19 protein-coding genes, 1 tRNA gene and 2 rRNA genes are annotated in these 23,833 nt (G+C 64.1%); 19 read left to right on the top strand and 3 right to left on the bottom strand.

Annotated features, from left to right (window positions below; all coding sequences use genetic code 11):
* The first annotated feature begins 180 nt into the window (after positions 1-180).
* The 6 genes from AC3IS2_RS10045 to AC3IS2_RS10020 all read left to right on the top strand — a co-directional run bounded on the left by AC3IS2_RS10045 (position 181) and on the right by AC3IS2_RS10020 (position 9,572).
* A 23S ribosomal RNA gene (locus AC3IS2_RS10045) occupies positions 181-2,966 on the top strand.
* A 125-nt stretch (positions 2,967-3,091) separates the two neighbouring features.
* Positions 3,092-3,206 (top strand): 5S ribosomal RNA (gene rrf / locus AC3IS2_RS10040).
* Between the two features lie 105 nt (positions 3,207-3,311).
* Positions 3,312-3,388, top strand: a tRNA-Met gene (locus tag AC3IS2_RS10035).
* Positions 3,389-4,387: 999 nt separating this feature from the next.
* Complete coding sequence (locus AC3IS2_RS10030) at positions 4,388-5,725, top strand: spinster family MFS transporter (protein WP_489197578.1); 1,338 nt, start codon at positions 4,388-4,390, stop codon at positions 5,723-5,725.
* Positions 5,726-5,851: 126 nt separating this feature from the next.
* The gene (locus AC3IS2_RS10025) at positions 5,852-8,518 is read left to right on the top strand and encodes a TonB-dependent receptor (RefSeq protein WP_489197576.1); all 2,667 of its coding nucleotides are present in this window, start codon (positions 5,852-5,854) and stop codon (positions 8,516-8,518) included.
* Between the two features lie 106 nt (positions 8,519-8,624).
* The gene (locus AC3IS2_RS10020) at positions 8,625-9,572 is read left to right on the top strand and encodes an oxidoreductase (RefSeq protein WP_489197575.1); all 948 of its coding nucleotides are present in this window, start codon (positions 8,625-8,627) and stop codon (positions 9,570-9,572) included.
* 16 nt (positions 9,573-9,588) lie between these two features.
* Here the strand turns inward: AC3IS2_RS10020 and AC3IS2_RS10015 are convergent, their stop codons facing one another.
* The 3 genes from AC3IS2_RS10015 to AC3IS2_RS10005 are packed head-to-tail and all read right to left on the bottom strand — an operon-like array spanning position 9,589 to position 11,496.
* Entirely contained in the window at positions 9,589-10,086 is a 498-nt protein-coding gene (locus AC3IS2_RS10015; protein WP_489197574.1) for an Lrp/AsnC family transcriptional regulator, read from the bottom strand.
* Entirely contained in the window at positions 10,083-10,565 is a 483-nt protein-coding gene (locus AC3IS2_RS10010; protein ID WP_489197573.1) for an Lrp/AsnC family transcriptional regulator, read from the bottom strand. Before AC3IS2_RS10010 ends, AC3IS2_RS10015 begins: the two co-directional genes overlap by 4 nt.
* Positions 10,566-10,620: 55 nt before the next feature.
* Entirely contained in the window at positions 10,621-11,496 is an 876-nt protein-coding gene (locus tag AC3IS2_RS10005; protein WP_489197572.1) for a sugar phosphate isomerase/epimerase family protein, read from the bottom strand.
* A 116-nt stretch (positions 11,497-11,612) separates the two neighbouring features.
* Here AC3IS2_RS10005 and AC3IS2_RS10000 point away from each other — a divergent pair, with 116 nt between their 5' ends.
* From AC3IS2_RS10000 to AC3IS2_RS09940, 13 genes are all read left to right on the top strand, one after another.
* Complete coding sequence (locus AC3IS2_RS10000) at positions 11,613-12,365, top strand: SDR family oxidoreductase (protein WP_489197571.1); 753 nt, start codon at positions 11,613-11,615, stop codon at positions 12,363-12,365.
* Between the two features lie 160 nt (positions 12,366-12,525).
* Positions 12,526-13,398 carry a CoA transferase subunit A gene (locus AC3IS2_RS09995; RefSeq protein ID WP_489197569.1) on the top strand — a complete coding sequence of 291 codons (873 nt, stop codon included), beginning with the start codon at positions 12,526-12,528 and terminating at the stop codon, positions 13,396-13,398.
* Positions 13,399-13,410: 12 nt separating this feature from the next.
* The gene (locus tag AC3IS2_RS09990) at positions 13,411-14,223 is read left to right on the top strand and encodes a CoA-transferase subunit beta (RefSeq protein WP_489197568.1); all 813 of its coding nucleotides are present in this window, start codon (positions 13,411-13,413) and stop codon (positions 14,221-14,223) included.
* Complete coding sequence (locus tag AC3IS2_RS09985; RefSeq protein WP_489197567.1) at positions 14,223-15,134, top strand: enoyl-CoA hydratase; 912 nt, start codon at positions 14,223-14,225, stop codon at positions 15,132-15,134. Before AC3IS2_RS09990 ends, AC3IS2_RS09985 begins: the two co-directional genes overlap by 1 nt.
* Positions 15,134-16,219 (top strand): NAD(P)H-dependent flavin oxidoreductase, encoded by a 1,086-nt coding sequence (locus AC3IS2_RS09980; RefSeq protein ID WP_489197565.1) that lies wholly within the window; start codon positions 15,134-15,136, stop codon positions 16,217-16,219. The genes AC3IS2_RS09985 and AC3IS2_RS09980 overlap by 1 nt, the downstream gene beginning before the upstream one ends.
* Positions 16,220-16,229: 10 nt before the next feature.
* Positions 16,230-16,982, top strand: coding sequence for an enoyl-CoA hydratase family protein (locus tag AC3IS2_RS09975; RefSeq protein ID WP_489197563.1), 753 nt, complete (start codon positions 16,230-16,232; stop codon positions 16,980-16,982).
* Entirely contained in the window at positions 16,982-18,139 is a 1,158-nt protein-coding gene (locus AC3IS2_RS09970) for an acyl-CoA dehydrogenase (RefSeq protein WP_489197562.1), read from the top strand. The genes AC3IS2_RS09975 and AC3IS2_RS09970 overlap by 1 nt, the downstream gene beginning before the upstream one ends.
* A gap of 8 nt (positions 18,140-18,147) precedes the next feature.
* Positions 18,148-19,197, top strand: coding sequence for an acyl-CoA dehydrogenase family protein (locus tag AC3IS2_RS09965; protein ID WP_489197561.1), 1,050 nt, complete (start codon positions 18,148-18,150; stop codon positions 19,195-19,197).
* The gene (locus AC3IS2_RS09960) at positions 19,197-20,348 is read left to right on the top strand and encodes an acetyl-CoA C-acetyltransferase (RefSeq protein ID WP_489197560.1); all 1,152 of its coding nucleotides are present in this window, start codon (positions 19,197-19,199) and stop codon (positions 20,346-20,348) included. Before AC3IS2_RS09965 ends, AC3IS2_RS09960 begins: the two co-directional genes overlap by 1 nt.
* Positions 20,349-20,351: 3 nt before the next feature.
* Positions 20,352-21,014, top strand: coding sequence for a gamma carbonic anhydrase family protein (locus AC3IS2_RS09955; RefSeq protein WP_489197558.1), 663 nt, complete (start codon positions 20,352-20,354; stop codon positions 21,012-21,014).
* Complete coding sequence (locus AC3IS2_RS09950) at positions 21,011-21,916, top strand: SDR family oxidoreductase (protein WP_489197557.1); 906 nt, start codon at positions 21,011-21,013, stop codon at positions 21,914-21,916. The genes AC3IS2_RS09955 and AC3IS2_RS09950 overlap by 4 nt, the downstream gene beginning before the upstream one ends.
* Before the next feature lie 10 nt (positions 21,917-21,926).
* Positions 21,927-23,054, top strand: a complete 1,128-nt coding sequence (locus AC3IS2_RS09945; RefSeq protein ID WP_489197556.1) for an acyl-CoA dehydrogenase family protein — start codon at positions 21,927-21,929, stop codon at positions 23,052-23,054.
* Positions 23,051-23,833, top strand: a complete 783-nt coding sequence (locus tag AC3IS2_RS09940) for an SDR family oxidoreductase (RefSeq protein WP_489197555.1) — start codon at positions 23,051-23,053, stop codon at positions 23,831-23,833. The genes AC3IS2_RS09945 and AC3IS2_RS09940 overlap by 4 nt, the downstream gene beginning before the upstream one ends.

The raw sequence follows: 23,833 nt of genomic DNA, 5'->3' as shown, positions 1-23,833 counted from the left end.
TTGCATCCAATCGCAAGATTGGCTGCATTGACATTGTGAAGGAAGAATTTGTCCGGCCCCTCATAGGCTTTCAGGACAGGTTCGAGAAGACATCGTCTGGCAAGTAAAATCAGGCATTGGATCCGGCGGATACCTCTTTCCATCCCCCGGGCAGTCCATGCATGAGTTTTGCTGAGAAACGATCAAGCGTTGAAGGGCTTCTGACGGATGCCTTGGCGTAGAGAGGCGATGAAGGACGTGGCAAGCTGCGATAAGAGCCGGGGAGGCGCTAGCACCCTTTGATCCGGCTATTTCCGAATGGGGAAACCCACCTTTACAGTCTTCCAACTTTGCTTTCCCTCGGGAGGGTAAGGATTGGTAGGTTGTTTAAAGGTATAATGAGCTGAATACATAGGCTTCATTAAGCGAACCCGGTGAACTGAAACATCTCAGTAACCGGAGGAAAGGACATCAACCGAGACTCCCGTAGTAGTGGCGAGCGAACCGGGACCAGGCCAGTGCTCTTGTGAAATAAAGGCGAACAAGCTGGAAAGCTTGGCCATAGCGGGTGACAGCCCCGTAGCCGTCAAACAGCAAGAGACTCGAGTAGGGCGGGACACGTGAAATCCTGTCTGAACATGGGGGGACCACCCTCCAAGCCTAAGTACTCCTCTACGACCGATAGTGAACAAGTACCGTGAGGGAAAGGTGAAAAGCACCCCGACAAGGGGAGTGAAACAGATCCTGAAATCGGAAGCCTACAAGCAGTCGGAGCCCCCAAGCGGGGTGACGGCGTACCTTTTGTATAATGGGTCAGCGACTTCATGTGTCGAGCAAGCTTAAGCCGTTAGGTGTAGGCGTAGCGAAAGCGAGTCTGAATAGGGCGCTAAGTTCGACGTATGACGACCCGAAACTAGGTGATCTATCCATGAGCAGGTTGAAGGTTAGGTAACACTAACTGGAGGACCGAACCCGTGAATGTTGAAAAATTCTGGGATGACTTGTGGATAGGGGTGAAAGGCCAATCAAACCTAGACATAGCTGGTTCTCCGCGAAATCTATTTAGGTAGAGCGTCCGACGAATTCCTTGGGGGGTAGAGCACTGGATGGTTGCGGGCTGCGCGAGCGGTACCAATACTAACCAAACTCCGAATACCCAAGAGAACTATCGGGCAGACACACGGCGGGTGCTAACGTCCGTCGTGAAAAGGGAAACAACCCTAACCATCATCTAAGGCCCCCAAGTCATGGCTAAGTGGGAAACGATGTGGGATTGCTTTGACAATCAGGAGGTTGGCTTAGAAGCAGCCATCCTTTAAAGAAAGCGTAACAGCTCACTGATCAAGCGATCCTGCGCGGAAAATGTAACGGGGCTAAAGCCATGCGCCGAAGATATGGGTTTGCAGTTTACTGCAAGCGGTAGCGGAGCGTTCCGTAAGCCTGTGAAGGTCAACCGTGAGGTTGGCTGGAGGTATCGGAAGTGAGAATGCTGACATGAGTAACGATAAACAGTGTGAGAAACACTGTCGCCGAAAGACCAAGGGTTCCTGCGTAAAGCTAATCTGCGCAGGGTTAGTCGGCCCCTAAGGCGAGGCTGAAAAGCGTAGTCGATGGGAAGCAGGTAAATATTCCTGCACCAGCTGGAAGTGACGGATGGCATAACTTGTAAGGGCTTATTGGATTGTCCTTGCAGGGGCGTTGTCCCTGGAAATAACTCCAGCAGAGACCGTACCCGAAACCGACACAGGTGGTCAGGTAGAGCATACCAAGGCGCTTGAGAGAACTGTGCTGAAGGAACTCGGCAAATTGCACGCGTAACTTCGGAATAAGCGTGACTCACCCTGCGCAAGCAGGAATGAGTGGCACAAGCCAGGGGGTAGCGACTGTTTAGCAAAAACACAGGGCTCTGCGAAGCAGCAATGCGACGTATAGGGTCTGACGCCTGCCCGGTGCCTGAAGGTTAAAGGGAGGAGTGAAAGCTCCGAACTGAAGCCCAGGTAAACGGCGGCCGTAACTATAACGGTCCTAAGGTAGCGAAATTCCTTGTCGGGTAAGTTCCGACCTGCACGAATGGCGTAACGACTTCCCCACTGTCTCCAGCACAGGCTCAGTGAAATTGAATTCCCCGTGAAGATGCGGGGTTCCCGCGGTCAGACGGAAAGACCCTATGAACCTTTACTATAGCTTCGCCTTGGCGTTAGCGACCGTATGTGTAGGATAGGTGGGAGGCTATGAAACCGGGGCGCCAGCTCTGGTGGAGCCATCCTTGAAATACCACCCTTACTGTCGTTGACGTCTAACCGAGGACCGTTATCCGGTCCCGGGACATGGCGTGGTGGGTAGTTTGACTGGGGCGGTCGCCTCCCAAAGTGTAACGGAGGCGCGCGATGGTGAGCTCAGAGCGGTCGGAAATCGCTCGTCGAGTGCAATGGCATAAGCTCGCCTGACTGCGAGACTGACAAGTCGAGCAGAGACGAAAGTCGGCCATAGTGATCCGGTGGTCCCGAGTGGAAGGGCCATCGCTCAACGGATAAAAGGTACTCTAGGGATAACAGGCTGATTTTGCCCAAGAGTCCATATCGACGGCAAAGTTTGGCACCTCGATGTCGGCTCATCACATCCTGGGGCTGGAGCAGGTCCCAAGGGTATGGCTGTTCGCCATTTAAAGTGGTACGTGAGCTGGGTTCAGAACGTCGTGAGACAGTTTGGTCCCTATCTGCCGTGGGTGTTCGAAGCTTGAGAGGATCTGTCCCTAGTACGAGAGGACCGGGATGGACATACCTCTGGTGGACCTGTCATGGCGCCAGCCGTGCAGCAGGGTAGCTAAGTATGGAATAGATAACCGCTGAAAGCATCTAAGCGGGAAACTAACCTCAAAACAAGGCTTCGCTGAGGATCGTGGAAGACTACCACGTTGATAGGCCAGGTGTGGAAGTGCGGCGACGCATGAAGCTTACTGGTACTAATAATCCGATCGGCTTGATCGTTTCTCAGCAAAACTCATTCGGTTCTACTTGCCGATAACAAAACGCGACGATGTCTTCTCATTATATTCGGGCTAACGCGCATTCGCGCTGCTTCAGCCCGGATGCTTTTTTATGTGTCTGGTTGACCCCGTGGCTATGTCGGAGGTTCCACACCCGATCCCATTCCGAACTCGGTCGTTAAGCCCTCCAGAGCCAATGGTACTTCGTCTCAAGGCGCGGGAGAGTAGGTCGCCGCGGGGTCTACCAGATACATAAAGAAGTCTTCTCATATTTCTTGTCCTACCGCCCTTTGGGTTACTTGAGGACGAGGATCGAACCACATTCTTCCTTCGCACACCGCCTTGCCGCGGGATGGAGCAGCCCGGTAGCTCGTCAGGCTCATAACCTGAAGGTCGCAGGTTCAAATCCTGCTCCCGCACCCAAGATCCAAAACCCCCGCAGCCCCAAGCTGCGGGGGTTTTTGCGTTCTGGACTCCGCCCAGCGCCCAGGAGGGCCATGAGTGCGCCGTGCACGCGAAGCTTGAACCTGCCCAGGCCCTCGACCGGAATGAAGTTGGATCACTGATGGCGCGCCATCGGACGCCAGGCGGTCCTGGATCTCTGTCTGGCGTGCTTTCAGCGGCGCGCTGATCGTCTTCATCCCCGCTGTCTCGATCGCGCCGTCCAGGCCCATGGCTGCGCCTGCTTCAAGCGGCGTTCGGTCTCGGCCAGTTCGTGTTCCAGCGGCGCTCGCTACGCCGGTCGGCGCCAGGTTCGACGCTCATGGCGACCGGGCGCGCCTTAGCCCAACTGATCGGCGGTGATATCTGGCACCTTGGGGCCAAGCTTGTTGAGGCAACGCACGAAGCTGAAAGGCTTGGCTATTCGCATGGCGTTGGCGGCCTGATGGCAAACTATCTCGCATTCCGTATCGCTAAGGTCATCGAGGCGCCCAGGTAGCGTTGAGCAGCGTCAAAGCCGTTAGGGTGGATTGCCTACAAGCTTGATAGCGCTATCCGAGGGGCTCCATTGCGCGTCATTGCCTCCATGCGTTGGAAGGCGCGCTGCGTGCCCGGCTGACCATCATAGATCGTCACGTTGGTGCCGAAGATGATGAGCTGCTGGGCTCCGCCATAATCGCGGGCGCCCGCGTCAGTCTGCCAAGTCATGATCTTGGAGTGATGATCCACGCGATGCTGGCGGTCGAACCGGAGAGATCGGTCCTGGTGGCTCGCTACTGCCGCCGAAGCTTCTGCGCTGCTGGGCCGGGTACGCACGCAGGCGACAGCGAAGGTTGTGAAGATCAGGTAGCCCGGGAGGGCGGTCTCATATTCCAGAAACGCATATGCGGATAATTTCTTTAAACGTGTGTGGATTTGCGAAGCTGGCTGTCGGATAAGGTTCGCACAGCCTGGTTTTGGGCATGCGGAGGGACGTGTAGCGTGTCGGATTCTCTTTCAACGCCCTCGACAAAGCCGTCAGTCACGCCGTCGCAGGCCAATTTTGCTTTAGGCGTCTTCCTTCTCGCCTACATCCTCTCCTTCGTGGATCGTCAGATCCTCAGCCTTCTCGTCGATCCCATCAAAAGGGATCTGGGGGTGAGCGATCTTCAGATGGGCTTGCTTCAGGGCTTTGCCTTCGCGCTTCTGTACGCATTCCTTGGCGTGCCCGTGGGGCTGCTGGCGGATCGAGCGGTGCGCAAGCGCATCATCGCCTACGGCGTGGTCTTCTGGAGCGCGGCGACCGCCCTTTGCGGTTTCGCCGGCAACTACGCCTTGCTCTTCGCGGCGCGGATGGGGGTCGGGGTGGGCGAGGCGACGCTGTCGCCGTCGGCCCACTCGTTTCTCAGCGACGCCTTCGAGCCCGCCAAGCTGGCCCGGGCCATGGCGATCTACACCATGGGCATCACGCTGGGCGGGGGTATGGCCTATCTGATCGGCGGGACGGTGGTCGCCGCCGTCGCCAGCGCGGATACGGCCCATCTGCCGCTCATCGGCGCGCTCAGGCCGTGGCAGATGGCCTTCCTGATCGTGGCCGCCCCGGGCGTTCTGGTCGCGGCTTTGGTGGCCATGGTCAAGGAGCCGGCGAGGCACAGCCTCGTCAATGGGGCCGGCGCCGCGGCGCGCCCGAACCTATCGGCCGTGGCGGCCTACGTCGCGTCTCATTGGCGTGCTTTTCTTCCCATCTATCTGACCTCGTCCATTCTGGGCATTCTCGGCTACAGCCTTTCCAGCTGGTTCCCGACTCTTCTGATCCGGAACTATGATCTCAGCCCCGGGGCGGCGGGCCTCTACATGGGGTTCATCTATCTGGTGCTCGGGAGCGCCGGCTCCATCTGTGGGGGCTTGTTGTCGGAGCGGCTGGCCCGCCGGGGAAGGCCTGACGCCAATCTGCTCACGGTCGGGGTGATCTCGGCGATGCTGCTGGTCCCGGCCGTTCTCGCTGCGCTTTCAGGCGTCTTCTGGATCACCATTGCCCTGCTGGGTCTGCTTACCTTCCTGGCGAACGGCTTCTTCGGATCTTCGATTGCTGCCTTGCAGCTGGCCACGCCCAACCAGATGAGGGCGACCAATTCGGCGCTCTTTCTGCTCGTGAACAATCTCATCGGTCTGTCGCTCGGGGCGGCTGCGGTGCCGGTTATCAATGCGGTGCTGTTTTCGGGCAGCGAGAACGTCGGTCCTGCCATTGCATTGATAGCTGCCGTCTGCTGTCCGATCAGCGCTGCATTGGCCTTCTGGGGGCTCAAGCCCTATCGCCGTCTCCTTCTGCGCAAGCCTTGAAGCTAAATTTTACGCATACCTTGGCTTGGTGACGATTTAACTTGCTCTCCGCGTTTTTGAGGGATTAGAAAAGCTCCAACGATGAAAGTCCGCAAATGACGGGCTGTTGAGGGGAGTGATTGCGATATGCGTAATTTGCGTATGAGTCTTCTGTGCACTTCTGCTGCCCTGGCTGTGGCCGGGGGGGCTGCGGCCCAGACCGCTCCCGTTTCGACGGAGCCTGGTCAGGAGGCTGCGGCGCAGGTCGATGACATCGTGGTCACCGGTTCGCTGATACGGCAGGCCAGTCAGCCGTCGCCTACTGATGTCGTCAACCTGGATCAGGTCGAGCAGCGCGGCATCTCCAACGCCAGCGAACTGGTCAAGCTTCTGCCGTCCAACTCCGGCTCGGAAGCCCAGGTCGACGGCCTGAACCAGCCGCTGACCTCGGGCACGGCCCAGTTCAATCTGCGCAATCTCGGCCTGGGGTCGACCCTGGTCTTGCTGAACGGACGCAGACAGACGCTGAGCGCCGCTGCGGCTGGCGACGGCAGCACCTTCGTGGACATCAACTCGCTCGCACCCCTGATCGCCATTCGGCGGATCGAAGTCGTCAAGGACGGCGGCGCCGCGACCTACGGATCGGATGCGGTCGCCGGGGTCGTGAACTTCATCACGCGGACCTCGGTGGATCGTCCGGAGATGAGCGCCAAATATCTGACCATGGACGGCTCCAACGAAGTCGATATCCAGGGCATCATCGGTCACAAGGTCGCCGGCGGCGATCTGGTGTTGGCGGCGAGCTATTTCAGCCGCAGCGCGCTCGGCACCGACGAACGCAGCTTCTCTCGCGCCTCGACCTTCGGTCGGCCGTCGTGGCATTCGGTGTCCAGCTACGGCCAGCCCGGGTCCTACTTCCGCCCGAGCACCAGAACTTTCACGCCGGATCCCGGCTGCACCAACGCCGCTTTTCCCTTCAGCTATCGCAACTCGCCGACCGACGCTTTCTGCCGGCTTGATTTCTCGGAATTCTTCGACCTGATGCCGAAGGAAGGCCGCGAACAGGTTTTCGGCGCCTGGAACGGGGACGTCGCCCCCGGCGTTCGCCTCAACCTTGAAGCAGCGTATTCTCATGCGCTTGCTGAAGGGCGCGCCTCGCCGTCGTTCCCGATTCTGGCGGTCTCGCCGCTGGTTCCGAGAACCCACCCCGACAATCCCTTTGGCGAGGATGTCCGCTTCCGCGGGCGACTGCTGGGTGCGTCCTACGGGGCTTCCGTCGCGGAATACGAGTACGACACCTATCGTCTGGCAGGCGGTCTGGACGGCGCCTTCAGCTCCGGCTGGACCTGGGCGCTCAACGCCGCCTACAGTCGTCAGGACTTTCGCTATGACAAGCCCGACACCCTGGCGACCAATCTTCAGAACGCCTTGCGCGGACTGGGTGGAACGGGGTGCAACCCCGCGACCGGAACGCCGGGGGTCGGGCCGTGCGTCTACTACAATCCCTTCTCCAGCGCTGAACTCGGCACGGGAACGGCCAATAGCGACGCGTTCATTCAAAGCCTGATCGGTTACAGCGGCCTGGCCGGTGAGTCCGATCTGTTCACCATCGATGCGGTGACCAGCGGCGATATCCTGGAATGGAAAGGCGGAGTCATCGCCGGCGCGCTGGGCGTCCAGTATCGCCGCAGCACCTTCGCGCACGACTGGAGCGATCTGGTCAACGCCGGGGAGCTGATCACCCTGGGCCAGGCGCCCGATTTCGAGGGTTCCCAGGAAACCTCGTCGGTCTTCGGCGAACTCCAGGTGCCGTTCGGCGAAGACCTGCAGCTCCAGATGTCGGCGCGATACGAGAACTACGCCGAGGGCTTCGATAACGTGAGCCCGAAGGTGGCGGTGCTTTATCGCCCGCTGGAGCAACTGTCTCTGCGCGCCTCCTACGGCAAAGCCTTCCGGGCACCGTCGATCTACCAGCAAGTCGCGGTCCAGGCGCTTCAGCCTTCCGTGAACGACAATGGCGTGTTCAACTTCGTCAACACCCAGACGTTCGGCAGCAAGAATCTGGAGCCCGAGGAATCGTCGAACTACAACCTGGGGGCGACCTTCCGGCCGTTCGGCGGACTTGAGCTCGGCATCGACTTCTACGGCTTCAAATATGACAACCTGATCGTCAAGGAAAACCCCCAGACGATCGTCAATCAGGCGCGTGCCGATACGCTGGCGGGTCTGACGGGCACTGTCGCTCAGAACGCGCTTACTCGGGACATCACCGGCGCGCTCGTGCTGATCAAGACGAAGTTCATCAATGCGTCCTCGGTCGAGACCGATGGCGTGGATGTCACGGCGCGCTACACCTTCGACACGGACTGGGGGACCTTCGCGGCCAATGCGGCCTGGACGCATGTGAACCGTTACGAAATGCAGTTCACGCCGGGCGCTCCCGTCGTCGACGGGGCCGGCAGCGTGAACTTCAACAACCTCGGCCGCTCTCTGCCCCAGGATCGGGTCGAGGCCGGTCTGACCTGGGCGACGGGCCCTCATCAGGTCGTCGCGCTCGCACACTACGTGAGCAGCTACACCAACGACCGCACCGGCATCACTGACGCCAGTATCGACAGCCAGACCACCTTCGACCTGCAATACAATGTCGAGTTGGACGGCCTGACGGGCGTTGGGCCCACCAAGCTCTCGTTCGGCGTCATCAACGTCGCTGACGAGGCGCCGCCGTTGGCGCAGTTGAATCTCGGGTTCGATCCGATGGTCCACGATCCGCGCGGCCGGGTCTTCTATCTGGGTATCAACCAGAGCTTCTGATCTTCCTCCCTGAAGCGTCTCGAGGCCGGCGGACATGTCCCGCCGGCCTCCTTTTTTGGAGCGTCCTCATGGCTGAAACGACCTGTCTTGCGTCGGTGCGCGTGACATGAGCCGCCTTCTCGAACCTGTCGTCCTGGGCGAGCTTCGGCTGGCTAACCGCATCGTCATGGCGCCGGTCACGCGCGGCCGGACGGGCGCCGATGGACGGGCGGCGGACTTCTACGCGCGATGCGCGGGCGCGGGCCTGATTGTCACCGAGGGCGTTTTCCCCGGGCCGAACGGCCAGAGCCAGGTCGATGCGTCAGGCATCCAGGCGGCCGGTCAGGTCGATGGATGGCGATCGGTCGCCGACGCCGTTCACGATGCCGGAGGCCGCATTGTGATGCAGCTGACGCATCATGGACGGGTCGCTTTGAGCACACATCAGGGCGACGCCGCCGAGGTGGTCGCGCCTTCGTCTGTCCGCTGCGGAACCCGTCTCGCTGCGCCCCGGGCGCTCGAGGCCTGGGAGGTCGGAGATGTCGTTCAGGACTATCGGCGCGCGGCGCTGAACGCTGTCGCGGCAGGCATGGACGGGGTCGAGCTTGATGCGGCGGGCGGCCACCTCCCGATGCAGTTCCTGTCGACGAACACCAACCTGCGGGAAGACGCCTACGGCGGATCCAGCCTGGCGCGCTGCCGGTTCGTCCTGGAGGTGATGCAGGCCATGGGCGAGGCGATCGGCTATGGTCGCGTCGGCATCCGGATCAGTCCCGGCGACCGCTGCAACGACATGGCGGACGCGGTTCCCGCAGCCACCTATTCAACGCTCCTCAGGGAGTTGTCGGGCAAGGGGTTCGCCTACGTCCACCTGATTCATCGACCGGAGCGCTCGCTGGACGTCCTGATGATGACGCGAGGCTACTGGTCCGGGGCGGTGGTGCTGAGCAAGGAATACGACATCGCCAGCGCTGCGGCCGATGTGGCCGAGCGGAGGGCTGAGGCTGTCTCGTTCGGACAGCCCTTCATCGTCGGTCCGGAGCTTGTCGCTCGTCTTCGCGATCCAGGCGCGTAGAAAGCGGTCGGCCGCCCTATTCCGTTTCGGGAGCGGGGCGGTCGCCGGGCCGCGACGTGATCCGCGCCATCCTGACGTCGTACTTGAGGTTGTGGATCGAAACCGAGGCGGCCACACGGCGCACGCCGGGCAGGGGTTTGATCTGACTTCGGATCAGTTCGTAAACATCCTCAATGCTGGTGAAGAGGCCCATGGCCATGAGGTTGTAGCGCCCCAGCAGGATCATCACTGATCCGATCTGCTCGATCTCGGCCAGTTGCTCCGCCAGCACGCTGACCTTGGCGGGCTCGGCGTGAATTCCCATGAACACCAGATTGGGCGACCCGGCGAGACGGAAATCGGTGACGACCGTGAACTGGAGCAGGCCGGCGGTCTGAAGTTGCTTTAGCCGGGTACGGATGGTGCCTTCCGTTACGCCCAGTGTCGTCGCGATCTGTCGGTTGGAGACCCGTGCATCCATGCCGAGGGTGGCGATGATGCGGCGGTCGAGCTCGTCGAGCTTCGGGGCGCTCATAGCGGCGCCACGTTGAATTCGAACTTGACGATATCGGCGGCGATGCCGGGTTCGAGCTGGCTGACGCCGGGGATGGGCGCCACATGCTCGACGAGAAACCGCGAGATTTCCTCGAATTGGCTGAGCGTCACCAGCATTTCGAGGTCGTTGACCCCGTTCATGACGTTGATGCTGAAGACTTCGGGCAGTTTGGCCAAGTCCATGCCCACGTCCTTGGCGTCCCGACCATAGACCTTGATGCCGACGGCGATGACGATGTTGAGGTCGTGAGCGGCGAAATCCGTCACGGCCACGACACGCAGGGCCTTGCTCTCTTCCAGTCGCTTCAGTCGGACCGAGATTGTCGCCGGGGTGACCGACAGCTTCTCGGCGATCTCCTGGTTTGTCGCGCGGCCGTTATCACGCAGAATCTCGACGATCCCGCGATCAATGGCGTCGAGTTCCGCGACGGCGATTGGCTTGCCGGCTCTTAGCCGCATTCATGTCCCCAAGGTCATCAAAACTTACCGATTTCATCGATATGACCACAAAATACTACGCAAGCCAACAGAGTCTGTCTTGAAACGCCCGTTGACCGAGGCTGCGCATCGCGGCTTGGCCAGCCGCCCGCGCCCGTTCGACGGTGCCGGCGCCGGCCGCGCGGGCGGCGGCGTCTGGGACCTCGATGCTGGCCGGCAGGTGCCGGAGCATGTCGTAGAGTTCGGCCAGGGCGAAATCGCCCTGGCCAGGAAGGCTTCGCTGCAGGGAGGCTTCGCTCCGGCGGCTTTCCGGGGGCGCGTCGCGCGGGCCGTCGCATATCTGCAGATAGACGATTTCGTTGAGGTGCTGGGCCGCTTTCGCGGGCGTGTCGCCCGAGCGATAGAGGTGCAGGACGTCCAGGTTCACGCCGACGTCCGCGGGCGATCCCAGGGCGTCTACGAGCGCCGCGGCCTGGGGCAGCGTCTTGATCGTCGACGCAGGCACCATCTCTATGGCGACGCCCAGGCCGTGCTGCCGAGCGCGCTCGCAGAAACGGGCGGTCTCATCAAGCGTGCGGGTTTCGTTGCGTGTGAAGACCAGCAGGTTGGCGAAGCGTGCGCCGAGTTCGGCGGCGCAGGCCAGATCGACTTCGAAGTCGCCCGGGCGCGTCCTGTCCGAGATCGTGAAAGGGTAGGCGACATCGATGGTGACGCCTGATGTCCTCAACGTCGATCGCAAGCCTTGCAGGGCGGGCCGGTCGGACGTCAGGTCGAAGGTCGGGCCTCCCAGTCCGTCTATGGAACGGACGAAGGTGCAGATGCGATCGAACCCTGCTGCTGCGGCGGTCTCCGCCAGGGCCTGCGGCGTCGCCTCGATCACGGTCAGGTGGTCGAGCGCGAACGTCGAAAAGGGGCGGTCGTCTCTTGTGCGGCCGGCTTCTAGATTACGCATTGTGATGGCCTTTGACGCAAGAAGTATAAAGATGCATAGCATCTATAGTTCTTAACCGACGATAGATGAAAGTTGTGACCTGGATGCAGTGTGCTAGTTTGCCGACTCCGGGGTCTGTGGCGATCGTGACGGGCGGCACAAAAGGTATCGGCAAGGCCACGGCCGAGGCCTTGCTGGCGGCGGAATGCCGAGTGTTCGTGTTTGGCCGCTCGGCGCCTGATGAGCCTGTCTCCTTTGGCGGGCGTGAGGCTGAGTTCATAGCCTGCGACGTGCGGGATCCCGATCAGGTCGCGCGGGCGGTTGCTCAGGTGGGGGGGGCGTGCGGGCGCATCGATATCCTGGTCAACAACGCCGGCGGCGCGCCTGCTGCTGACGCGGCGACCGCGTCTCCTCGGTTTTCCCAGGCGATCGTCGGGTTGAATCTTCTCGGCCCGATCTACGTCAGTCAGGCGGTTCATGGCTGGATGGGGGGCGGCGGCGCGATCGTGAACATCGCCAGTGTTTCGGCCGTCCGTCCGTCTCCCGGCACGGCGGCCTATGGAGCGGCAAAGGCGGGTTTGATCAGTCTGACTCAGAGTCTCGCTCAGGAGTGGGGGCCGGGAATCCGTGTGAACGCCATCGTCGTGGGCCTGGTGGCGACGGAAGCCGCCGACGAGACCTATGGGGGCGCGCAGGGGCGGGCCGAGATTTCGGCGAGCTTGCCGCTCGGGCGCATGGCCACGGGCGAAGACATTGCTGGCGCGGTCCTTTTCCTCGCTTCTCCCCAGGCGGCCTACATCAGCGGAGCTCGGCTCAACGTGGACGGCGGCGGCGAGCGTCCGCTGTTCCTCGATATCGTTGAACGACAGCGATCCGCGAAAGGCGCGTAGTTCTTGGGTGAAAATATAACGCAAAATGCGGATATAAACTCGATATAAGATTGATACGCGCATTGTCTTCCGTTAGGTGTCGAGGGGTGGCCCGGTTGGGTCGTTGAGGCGCGAACGCGCCGCGGCGGTCGCGCCGCCGCCCTGGGAGGCTCGTAGGCTGATGGACAAGCAACAGACGATTGAGGATGCGCTCGACAGATTGTCGGACGGAATGGCGATCGGCATCGGCGGCTGGGCGACCCGGCGCAAACCGATGGCGCTGGTGCGCGCGATCGCTCAATCCGATCTCAAGGATCTGACCGTCGTTTCGTTCGGCGGGCCGGACGTCGGCCTTCTGGCGGCGGCGGGCAAGCTGAAAAAGCTCGTATTCGCCTTCGTCTCGCTGGATCAGTATCCGCTCGACCCGCATTTCCGGGCGGCGCGCGAAGCGGGCCTTTCGGTGTTCGAACTGGACGAGGGGCTGCTGCACTGGGGTTTGCGCGCTGCGGCCATGAAGTTGCCGTTTCTCCCTTCACGCGTGGGGGCGGGCACCGACGTGATCCGGCAGGAAGGCTTCGCGACCGTGAAGAGTCCCTTCGCGGACGGCGAGACCCTGATCGCCATGCCGGCGGTCAAGCTGGATGCGGCGCTGCTGCACGTTCATCGCGCGGATAAAAAGGGCAACACCGTCACTCTGAGCGCGGACCCCTTCTTCGACGAGCTGATGGCGCGGGCCGCTGACACGGTCATCGTTTCCAGCGAGCGGATCGTGAAGACCAGCGAGCTGGATATTGCGGCTAACGGGCCGCGCAACCTGTTCGAGCGGGCTCTGGTGACCTCGGTGGTGGAGGCTCCGTTCGGGGCGCACCCGACGAGCGCGTCGCCGGACTATCCGCTCGATCTGGAACATCTGAAAACCTACATCGACGCGGCCGGTTCGCCGGACGCCTGGGCGGGCTACCGGGCCGGCTACGTCGATCTTGATCCCGAAGCCTATCTCGCCGCCGTCGGCGGAGCCGCACGCGTGTCGGCCTTGCCGACCGTCGTCTATTGACCGGAGGCGGACATGCACGCCCAGACCCAGACCTATTCCCTGGCCGAGTTGCTGATCGTCGCCTGTGCTGAAGCCTGGCGCGACGCCGGAGAGGTGCAGGCCACGAGCATCGGCCCGATCCCGCGCATCGCAGCGGGCCTGGCCAAGACCGTCTTCAATCCGGAGATGCAGGTGACCGACGGCGAGGCGTGGTACGTCACCGACCCGGTGCCGCCGGGACCGAGGAGCGGCCTGACGCCGGAGTTTGAAAACTGGTGCCCCTATGATCGGGTGTTCCATATCCTCTGGAGCGGGCGCCGCCACGCCATGCTGGCGCCGGTGCAGATCGACCGTTTCGGCCAGACCAACATCAGCGTCATCGGCGATCATGCGCGTCCCAAGACGGCCATGCTCGGCGTGCGTGGCTTTCCCGGCAACACCATCAGCCATCCCAACAGCTTCTTCGTGCCGCAGCATTCGAAGCGCTGCTTCGTCGAGGGCGAAGTCGATTTCGTGTGCGGTGCCGGCTATAATCCAGAGCGCTATCTGGATGGTCGCCCGCCTGTCGGCCTGGATTTGCGCCTGATCGTCACCAACCTGGCGGTCATGGACTTCACCGGCCCGGATCGCGCCATTCGGGTGCGGTCGCTGCACCCCGGCGTGGGCTTCGACGAGGTTCAGGACAATACGGGCTTCGCGCTTGATCGCCCTGAAATCATCCCGGAGACGCGTGCGCCGACCGCTGAAGAACGGGCCTTGATTGCGCGCCTTGACCCGAACGGCGTCCGTCACAAGGTGCTCAAGGGCGATCCCGTCGGTGATCGGCGTCTGGCCGGAGTCGCCTGATGGACGACCTCGTGGAGCCGCGGGACGTTCCGGTGACGTATGAGACGGACGAACCTGTTCTTTACGCCGTCGAGGGCGCGGTCGCCTGGATCAGGCTGAATCGTCCGGCGTTCAACAACGCTCAGAACGGGCAGATGACCTATGCCCTCGACGACGCATTTCGGCGCGCGGTCGATGACGACGAGGTCCGCTGCATCGTGCTGGGGGGGCAGGGCAAGCACTTTTCCGCCGGGCATGACATCGGCACGCCGGGCCGCGATCTGCACACGGACTTCGACCGCCGCCTGATGTTCGGCCGTCATGTGAACCGTCCCGCCGCCGAGCTGCTCTACACGCGTGAGCAGGAACAGTATCTCGGGATGTGCCGGCGCTGGCGCGACATTCCCAAGCCCACCATCGCCATGGTGCAGGGCGGCTGCGTCGCCGGTGGTCTCATGCTGGCCTGGGTCTGCGATCTGATCATCGCGTCCGACGACGCCTTCTTCCAGGATCCGGTCGGGCGGATGGGCATCCCGGGTGTCGAGTATTTCGCCCACGGGTTCGAGTTGCCGCCGCGCATCGCCAAGGAGTTCATCCTGTTGGGCGAGCGCATGCCGGCGCAGCGGGCCTACGACCTGGGGATGGTCAATCGACTGGCTTCTCGGGAAGGGCTGGAGGCCGAGGTGCGCGCCGTGGCGGTCGAGCTGGCCAGCCGGCCTCGTCTCGGCAACTGGCTGACCAAGCAGGCGCTCAACCACGTCGAAGACCTGCGCGGCAAGCGCACTGCCATGGATGCGGTCTTCCACATGCATCACTTCGCCCACGCCCAGAATGATTTGACCTCGTCGAACAGCCTGGGTGGACTGGACGCGAAATCCATGGCTTCGGCCAACAAGGCTCAAGCGGCCTCCAACGCGACGGACAAGGCGTAATGGCTGACCCCCTGCATACGGTTCTGGTGGATCGTCTGGGTTGTCGATACCCGATCATCCAGACGGCGATGGGCTGGGTCGCGGAGCCGTCGCTGGTCATCGCTTCGAGCGAGGCCGGGGCTTTCGGGTTTCTCGGCGCAGCCGTGATGACGCCGGACGAAGTCCGGGCGAAATTGCTTGAGGTGAGGCGCGGCACGGACAAGCCGTTCGGCGTCAACTTCCATATGTTCCAGCCCGGCGCCGATCAGATCGTCGACCTGGTCATCGCCAACCGCGATCAGGTCCGCGCCGTCAGCTTCGGGCGCGGTCCCGACAAGGCCATGATCGCGCGCTTCCGCGACGCCGGCATCCTGTGCATCCCGACGGTGGGGGCCGTGAAGCACGCCCGCAAGATGGTCGAGCTGGGCGTCGACATGATCACCGTCCAGGGCGGGGAGGGGGGCGGTCACACCGGATCGGTGGCGACGACCGTCCTGCTTCCCCAGGTCCTGGATGCCGTGGATGTCCCGGTCGTGGCGGCGGGCGGGTTCGCCGACGGTCGCGGCCTGGCGGCGTCGCTCGCCTACGGCGCGGTGGGGATCGCGATGGGCACGCGCTTCCTTCTGACACGCGAAAGCCCCGTGCCGGGCATCTCCAAGGACCGCTATCTCAAGGCGGCCACGGACGACATCGTCCTGACGACAAAGCTGGACGGCATTCCCCAGCGGATGGTCCGCACCCCCCTGCTGGACAGGATCGAACGATCCGGTCCTCTCGGGATGTGGCTGCGTGCTTTTGAGAGCGGACTGGCGATGAAGCGCCAAACGGGCGCGACCTGGCCCGAACTGCTCAGGGCCGCCCAGGGCATGCGGGCGCATGGCGGTCTGACGTTCGCGCAGGCCGTGATGGCGGCCTCGGCCCCGATGATGATCCAGAAGGCGGTGGTGGACGGCGACCCTGATCGGGGCGTGATGGCCACGGGCGTGGTCGGGGGCCGCATCACCGACCTGCCCAGCTGCGCCGAACTCGTCGACCGCATCATGTTCGAGGCCCGCGCGCGCCTCGACGCCCTGGGGGCGTCAGCCCCGCCCGCCGTCTCGAACTGAGAGAACCGACATGCCGATCCTCGTGGAAATCCGCGACCGCGTCGCCGAGATCATCATCGATCATCCGCCCGTCAACGCGCTGGATTCGGCCGGCTGGGAAGCCTTGCCGAACCATATCGCCGCAGCCGGCGCCGATCCTGAAGTCCGTTGCGTCCTCATCAGGGCGGTCGGACGCGGCTTCTGCGGCGGCGTGGACATCAAGGAGATGCAGGCGCACCCCGAGCGGATCACCCGGCTGAACCAGGGGAATTATCTGACCCTGAAGGCTATTCGCGAGTGCCCGGTTCCGGTCGTCACCGCCATTCACGGCTTCGCCATCGGCGGCGGCGTGAACATCGCCGGAGCGTCCGACGTTGTCATCGCGGCGGAGGGCGCCTTCCTTTCGCTGCCGGAAATCGACCGTGGCGCGATGGGCGGAGCGGCCTTCCTGTCGCGCATGGCGCCCGCGCAGAAGGTGCGCGCAGCCTTCTTCACGGGCGGGAAGATCACCGTCGAGGATTTGCACGGATACGGCTCCGTCCAGGCTGTGGTGCCGCCGGAGCGGCTGTTGGATGAGGCCCGCGCCTTCTGTGCGACGATCGCCGCCAAAAGCCGCGCCGCTCTGGTCATCGCCAGGGAGGCTCTCAACGGTCTGGAGCCGGTCGACGCGCTCAAGGGCTATCGCTGGGAGCAGGGCTTCACGCTCGAAATGTATATGCATGAGGACAGCCAGACCGCCCGGGACGCCTTCGTCGCGGACAAGGGCCAGGCGGCGAAATTCTGATGGACCTTTCCTATTCACCGGAGCAATCGGCCTTCAGGGCTGAAGTGCGAGCCTGGCTCGCGGCAAACGTGCCGGCCGCGCCGCTGGAGCATTTCGACGCCACCCGCGCGGGTTTTGAAGCGCACAGGGCCTGGGAGCGGACGCTGAACCAGGGCCGTTGGGGCATGGTGACGTGGCCGGAGGATCACGGCGGACGAGGCCTTGATCTCATCCAGTGGCTGATCTTCGAGGAAGAATACTATCGGGCCGAGGCGCCCGGTCGGGTCAACCAGAACGGCATCTTCCTCCTGGGGCCGACCCTGATGGAGTTCGGCACCGTCGAGCAGAAGGCGCGTTTTCTGCCGCCCATGGCGGCGGGAGAGGAAATCTGGGCTCAGGCCTGGTCTGAACCCCAGGCCGGCAGCGACCTGGCCGGTGTGCGGGCGACGGCGGTTCGGGACGGCGACGACTATATTCTGAGCGGCCACAAGATCTGGTCTTCCCGGGCCGTGTTCGCGGACTGGGCTTTCGGCCTGTTCCGCACGCCGGGAAGCGAGCGCCACAAGGGGCTGTCGCTGATCCTGTTCCCGCTGTCGGCGGAAGGCGTGGCGGTGAATCCGATCGCCAAGATCAACGGCCACCTCGGCTTTGCCGAGATTTTTCTCGAGAACGTCAGGGTTCCGGCCTTCAACCGGCTCGGCGAAGAAGGTCAGGGCTGGTCGGTGTGCATGGCGACGGCCGGGTTCGAGCGCGGCCTGATGCTGCGCAGCCCCGCCCGATACCAGGAGGCGGCCCGTCGGCTGGTCGAACTCTACAAGACCCAGGGGGACCCGACCGACACCGGCCTGAAGACGCGGGTCGTCCGGGCCTGGATGGACGCCGAGGCCTATGCCCTGTCCATCTACGCCACCGCCAGCCGCCTCATCGCCGGGGGCGAAATCGGTCCGGAGTCGTCGACGAACAAGATTTTCTGGTCCGAGATGGACATCCGGCTGCATCAGACCGCGCTCGACATCCTGGGGCCGCGGGCGGAGTTGTTGCCCGAGGCACCGCACGCCGGCGCCGTCGGCGACTGGCTCGACGACTACATCTTCGCGCTCGCCGGACCGGTTTACGCCGGTTCCAACGAGATCCAGCGCAACATCATCGCCGAGCGGATGCTCGGCCTGCCCCGCTGAGCGCCGTCATGAATTTCACTTTCAACGCCGAGCAGATGATGATGGCGGAGGTCGCTCGCCAGCTGCTCACTGACACCTGCGATCCCGCTGCGCTTCGCAGCCAGATGGCCGACGGCTCGCCGCGCGACGCGACGCGGTGGGCGGCGATCGCTGAAAACGGCCTGACCGCCGTTCTGGCGCCTGAAGCTTCGGGCGGACTGGGTCTGGTGGAAACGGACTTCATCCTGATCGCGGAAGCTGCGGGATGGGTGGCCCTGCCGGAGCCTCTGATCGAGCATGCCGGAGTCGCTGTGCCGCTGCTGGCGGAGGCCGCTCCCGACCATGATCTGCTGGCGGCTGCGGTGTCCGGCGAAACCTCCCTGGCTGTGGCGCATCCTCTCAATCCCTTCGTGCTCGACGCCGATCTGGCGGGCGGCCTCTTGTTGCCGCACGAGGGCGAGGTGCACCTTGTCGCTCCGGACGCCGTAAGCCTGGTCCGCGAGGCCGGCATCGATCCCTTCCGCCGTCTGTTTCAGGTGGAGTGGACGCCGTCGGCGCAAGCCCGGATCGCCGATGCGGCGACCGGCAGGCGGCTGTGGGAACGGGCTCTTGATCGCGGGGCCCTCTTCGCCGCCGCCCAGTGCCTGGGTCTGGCCCAGAGATCGGTCGATCTCGCGGTCGCCTACGCCAAGGAGCGTGAGCAGTTCGGCAAGCCGATCGGCAGCTACCAGGCCGTCAAACACATGATCGCCACGGCCCAGGTCGCGATCGAGTTCGCCCGGCCGGTCGTCCATGCCGCCGCTGCGGACCTTCATCGCGGCTCGCCCCAGTCCCGGGCGCGTGTCTCACACGCCAAGATCGTCGCCGCCGAGGCCGCCGACCTGGCCGCCCGCACCTCGATCCAGGTTCACGGCGCCATGGGTTACAGCTGGGAGGTCGACGTCCATCTCTTCCTCAAGCGGGCCCTGGCTCTGAACTACGCCTGGGGCGACCCGTCGATCCATCGCGCCCGCATCGCGGCGCGCGTCTTTGATCATTCCACCGGGGCTGATCACACCTTTTCCCATGAGGCGGTCTGATGGCCCAAGCCTATCTCGTCGACGCCGTTCGCAGCCCTACGGGACGCAAGAAGGGCGCCTTGTCGGCGCTGCACCCCGCCGACCTCGGCGCCCATCCGATCAAGGCGCTCATGACCCGCACGGGGATCGATCCCAGCGCGGTCGATGACGTCGTCTGGGGGTGCACCGACACGATCGGCGGCCAAGCCGGCGATATCGGGCGGACGGCCTGGCTCGTCGCGGGCCTGCCGGAAGAAGTCCCCGGCGTGACCATCGACCGGCAGTGCGGCAGCTCCCAGCAAGCGGTGCATTTCGCCGCCCAGGGCGTGATGAGCGGCACCCAGGATCTGGTCGTCGCGGGCGGCAGCCAGGCCATGAACCGGATTCCGATCTCGGCCGCCATGACCGCCGGTGCGGCCTACGGCTTCGACAGCCCCTTCCTCGGCTCGCCCGGCTGGGACACCCGCTATGGCGACCAGGAGGTCAATCAGATTCGCTCGGCCGAGATGATCGCCGAGAAGTGGGGCCTCAGCCGCGAGGCGATGGAAGCTTTCGCCGTCGTCTCCCATCAACGGGCGCAGCAGGCCACGCAGCAAGGATGGTTCGCCCGCGAGATCGCTCCGCTCGAGGGGCTGGATCATGACGAGACGATCCGCCCGAATACGTCTCTTGAGGGCCTCGCCGCCCTCAACCCTGTCCGCGAAGGGGGCGTGATCACCGCCGGCGTCGCGAGCCAGAACTGCGACGCCGCCGCCGCTCTTCTGGTGGCCTCCGAGGCCGCCTTGAAGACCCACGGCCTGACGCCTCGCGCGCGGATCCATCACCTCTCGGTGCGCGCGGCGAACCCTGTCTGGATGCTGACCGGGCCCATCCCGGCGACGCGCTACGCCCTGGAGAAGGCGGGAATGTCGATCGACGACATCGATCTGTTCGAGTGCAACGAGGCCTTCGCCAGCGTGCCCATGGCCTGGATGAAGGAGCTCGGCGTCCCCCATGAGAAGGTCAATGTGCAGGGCGGCGGCATCGCCCTGGGCCATCCCATCGGCGCGACCGGCGCGAGACTGATGACGACGCTTCTGAACGCCCTTGAGCGGACCGGGGGGCGCTACGGCCTTCAAACCATGTGCGAAGGCGGCGGCCAGGCCAACGTCACCATCATCGAGCGGCTCTAGGTCATGCCTGCCTATGCGTTCGAGGGCCTGACGCCGGTGGTGCATCCCACCAGCTATGTGCACCCCCTGGCCTCATTGATCGGCGACGTCATCGTCGGACCGGGATGCTACATAGCGCCGGGCGCGTCCCTGCGAGGCGACTTCGGCCGCATCGTGGTGGAAGGCGACACAAGCATCCAGGACAGCTGCACGGTCCACGCCTCGGCGGATCGCGACACCGTCATCGGTCGAGGGGCGACCATCGGCCACGGCGCGATCGTCCATGGTTGCCAGATCGGCCGCAACAGCCTGCTGGGGATGAACGCGGTCGTGCTGGACAATGCGGTGGTCGGCGATGAATGCCTGATCGCCGCCCTGTCTCTGGTGCGGTCGGACATGCGGATACCGGACCGCAGCCTCGTCGCCGGCAATCCGGCCAGGATCATCCGCGCTTTCGGCGCTCACGAGATCACCTGGAAGAACGACGGCGCCGGCGAATACCAGCGGCTCGCTCGCGAAAGCCTCACCGGCCTCGTGGCGTGCGAACCGCTGGCCGAAGCTGAAGTTGACCGGCCTCGAGTGACGTCCACAGCGATCGGCGTGCGCCTCGTGGGGCCGATGGCCGCCGAGCGCCAGCGGCGCGCGGCGGAAGGCGCTCAATTCAAACCCGAAGGAATGCTCCCATGACCGGACTGTGCAAGGACCGCGTCGTCATCGTCACCGGCGCCGGAAACGGCCTCGGCCGCGCCTACGCGCTCGAACTGGCGGCCCAGGGGGCCAAGGTCGTGGTCAATGATCTCGGCGTCGGAACCCACGGAGAAAGCGGCCTCACCCAGGGCGCTGCCGACAAGGTCGTGGAAGAGATCAGGGCGGCCGGCGGCCAGGCGGTCGCCAATACGGACGACGTCGCCGACTGGGAGGCCGGGGCGCGCATCGTCCAGACCGCGATCGACGCGTTTGGAGACCTGCATGCGGTGGTCAACAACGCAGGCTTCGTGCGTGACCGGATGTTCGTGTCATGCACGCCCGAGGAATGGGACGCCGTGCTGCGCGTCCACCTGCGCGGCCATTTCTGCACCAGCCGTCACGCCGTGGATTATTGGCGCGCCCAGCAGAAGGCGGGTGGGAGGATTGACGCCCGCATCATCAACACCACCTCGGGCGCGGGCCTGCAGGGAAGCGTGGGCCAGAGCGCCTATTCGGCGGCCAAGGGCGGCATCGCCTCTTTGACCCTGGTGCAGGCGGCGGAGCTTGCGCGCTACGGCGTCACCGCGAACGCCCTGGCCCCGAACGCCCGCACCCGCATGACCGCGACCGCCTTCGACATGACGGCCGGGGAATCCGGCTTCGACGTCTTCGCTCCGGAGAACATGGCGCCGCTGGTCGCCTGGCTTTGCAGTGCTGAATCGGCGGACGTGACCGGGCAGGTGTTCGAGTTGAAGGGGGGCAGGATCTTCTTGTCCGAGGGTTGGACTGACAGTCCGGCCGAGGACAAGGGCGCTCGCTGGGATGCGCGCGAACTCGGCGACGTGGTTCGGCGACTGACGGCGTCGCGCGCACCGGCCAAGTCCGTGTACGGCGCGGGCTGAGGAGCGACCGGTGCATTTCGCCCTTACGGAAGATCAGCGCGCGATCCAGGACGCGGCCCAGACGTTCCTGTCGTCCGCGACGAATGCTGAAGCGCGGAGCGCCGCTCTAGAGAGCGCTGCGGGCTGGGACGAACCCCTGTGGCGGGCGCTCGGCGCCGAGCTGGGATTCGCCGGGCTGATGGTTCCTGAAGCCTATGGCGGCTCTGGCCTGGGCGCGGTCGAGATGGCCGTCGTGCTGGAGCTGGTCGGCATGGCCCTGCCGGCGGTCCCGCTGTTTGAATCGGCGGTCGTCTCGGTCACGGCGATCCTGGCCGCGGGCGATGAGGCCCAGAAGACGGCCCTGCTTCCCGGTCTGGCCTCGGGCGAGACGATCACCACGCCGGTATGGGCGCGCGAGGGCGAAGCCGCTCCGGTTCTGACGCTCGCCCCGGCGCCGACGCTTTCCGGTCTGGTCCGTTATGCGCCCTTCGCCCAGGCCGCGGATCTTCTGCTTGTGGCGTGCGAAGGCGCCGAGGGCGTGAGCCTGGTCGCGCTGCCCGCCGATACGCCGGGCGTGCGTGTCGAACGTCACGCCAGTCTTGATCCCACGCGTCCGCTGGCGACCGTCCATCTTGATCATGTCGCGCTCCGCCCGGAATGGATTTTGGGCGTCGCGGGCGGAGCGGCCGCGGCCTTGGAACACAGCTGGACCGTCGCCGCCGGTCTCCTGGCCGCCGAGCTGACCGGGGGCGCTGCCTACAGCCTGGCCTCCACGGTCGATTATGCGCAGCAGCGTGTGCAGTTCGGTCGCCCGATCGGTTCCTTCCAAGCCGTCAAGCACACCCTGGCCGACATGATGGTGCAGGTGGAGGCGGCGCGCTCAGCCAGCCTGTACGCTGCGGCCGCGCTCGACCTTGGCGGCGACGAAGCGATCGAGGCGGCCTCTGTCGCCAAGGCCTGGTGCGGCGACGCCGCCATGCATTGCGCGGGCGAGGCGATCCAGTTGCACGGGGGCATCGGCTTCACCTGGGAACACCCCGCCCACCTCTATTTCAAACGCGCGCGCTCGAGCTCGAACTGGCTCGGAAGCTCCGTCCGCCATCGCATGATCGTCGCAGCCCGAATGGGCCTGGATGCGCCAACCCTGGATCCCGCATGACCATTTCCGCCCCTGCCTATCCTCCCGCCCGCGGCCTGCTGAAGGGCAAGACCGTCGTGGTGACCGCCGCGGCGGGCACCGGCATCGGCTATTCGGCCGCGCTTCGCGCCGCCGAGGAGGGCGCGCGTGTCCTGATCAGCGACTTCCACGAACGCCGCCTCGGAGAGGCGGCGGACCGGATCGCCGAGGCCGTGGGCGAGCGCCCGGAGACGGTGACGTGCGACGTAACGCTTCAGGCGGATGTCGACGGGCTGCTCGGCGCGGCGCAGACCCGTCTGGGGACGATCGACGTCCTCATCAACAACGCCGGTCTCGGGGGCGAAGTCCCCGTGGTCGACATGACCGACGAGCAATGGTCGCGCGTGCTCGACGTGACCCTGACGAGCGTGATGCGGATGACCCGCGCCTTCCTTCCTGTGATGTACGCCCAGGGCTCCGGGGCCATCGTCAACAACGCCTCCGTCCTCGGCTGGCGGGCCCAGAAGGGACAGGCGCATTACGCCGCCGCCAAGGCAGGCGTGATGGCCTTCACGCGTTGCTCTGCCCTGGAGGCCGCCGAACATGGCGTGCGGATCAATGCGGTCGCGCCCTCGATCGCCATGCACCCCTTCCTGGCCAAGGTGACGACGCAGGAGCAGCTTGATCGTCTGGCCGCCCAGGAAGCTTTTGGACGGCCCGCCGAGGTCTGGGAAGTCGCCAACGTAATGATGTTCCTGGCCTCGGACCTGGCCTCCTACATGACCGGCGAAGTGCTGTCGGTCTCCAGCCAGAGGGCCTGA

The organism is Brevundimonas sp. KH_025, assembly GCF_057839885.1.
Note: the sequence above shows the minus strand (reverse complement) of the source record. Positions and strands in the feature narration are given on the sequence as shown.

Coding starts and splice junctions, on each gene's coding strand:
- AC3IS2_RS10025 (WP_489197576.1), top strand. CDS start 5,852: ATGCGTAATTTGCGTATGAGTCTTCTGTGCACTTCTGCTGCCCTGGCT.
- AC3IS2_RS10020 (WP_489197575.1), top strand. CDS start 8,625: ATGAGCCGCCTTCTCGAACCTGTCGTCCTGGGCGAGCTTCGGCTGGCT.
- AC3IS2_RS10015 (WP_489197574.1), bottom strand. CDS start 10,086: ATGAGCGCCCCGAAGCTCGACGAGCTCGACCGCCGCATCATCGCCACC.
- AC3IS2_RS10010 (WP_489197573.1), bottom strand. CDS start 10,565: ATGCGGCTAAGAGCCGGCAAGCCAATCGCCGTCGCGGAACTCGACGCC.
- AC3IS2_RS10005 (WP_489197572.1), bottom strand. CDS start 11,496: ATGCGTAATCTAGAAGCCGGCCGCACAAGAGACGACCGCCCCTTTTCG.
- AC3IS2_RS09995 (WP_489197569.1), top strand. CDS start 12,526: ATGGACAAGCAACAGACGATTGAGGATGCGCTCGACAGATTGTCGGAC.
- AC3IS2_RS09990 (WP_489197568.1), top strand. CDS start 13,411: ATGCACGCCCAGACCCAGACCTATTCCCTGGCCGAGTTGCTGATCGTC.
- AC3IS2_RS09985 (WP_489197567.1), top strand. CDS start 14,223: ATGGACGACCTCGTGGAGCCGCGGGACGTTCCGGTGACGTATGAGACG.
- AC3IS2_RS09980 (WP_489197565.1), top strand. CDS start 15,134: ATGGCTGACCCCCTGCATACGGTTCTGGTGGATCGTCTGGGTTGTCGA.
- AC3IS2_RS09975 (WP_489197563.1), top strand. CDS start 16,230: ATGCCGATCCTCGTGGAAATCCGCGACCGCGTCGCCGAGATCATCATC.
- AC3IS2_RS09970 (WP_489197562.1), top strand. CDS start 16,982: ATGGACCTTTCCTATTCACCGGAGCAATCGGCCTTCAGGGCTGAAGTG.
- AC3IS2_RS09965 (WP_489197561.1), top strand. CDS start 18,148: ATGAATTTCACTTTCAACGCCGAGCAGATGATGATGGCGGAGGTCGCT.
- AC3IS2_RS09960 (WP_489197560.1), top strand. CDS start 19,197: ATGGCCCAAGCCTATCTCGTCGACGCCGTTCGCAGCCCTACGGGACGC.
- AC3IS2_RS09955 (WP_489197558.1), top strand. CDS start 20,352: ATGCCTGCCTATGCGTTCGAGGGCCTGACGCCGGTGGTGCATCCCACC.
- AC3IS2_RS09950 (WP_489197557.1), top strand. CDS start 21,011: ATGACCGGACTGTGCAAGGACCGCGTCGTCATCGTCACCGGCGCCGGA.
- AC3IS2_RS09940 (WP_489197555.1), top strand. CDS start 23,051: ATGACCATTTCCGCCCCTGCCTATCCTCCCGCCCGCGGCCTGCTGAAG.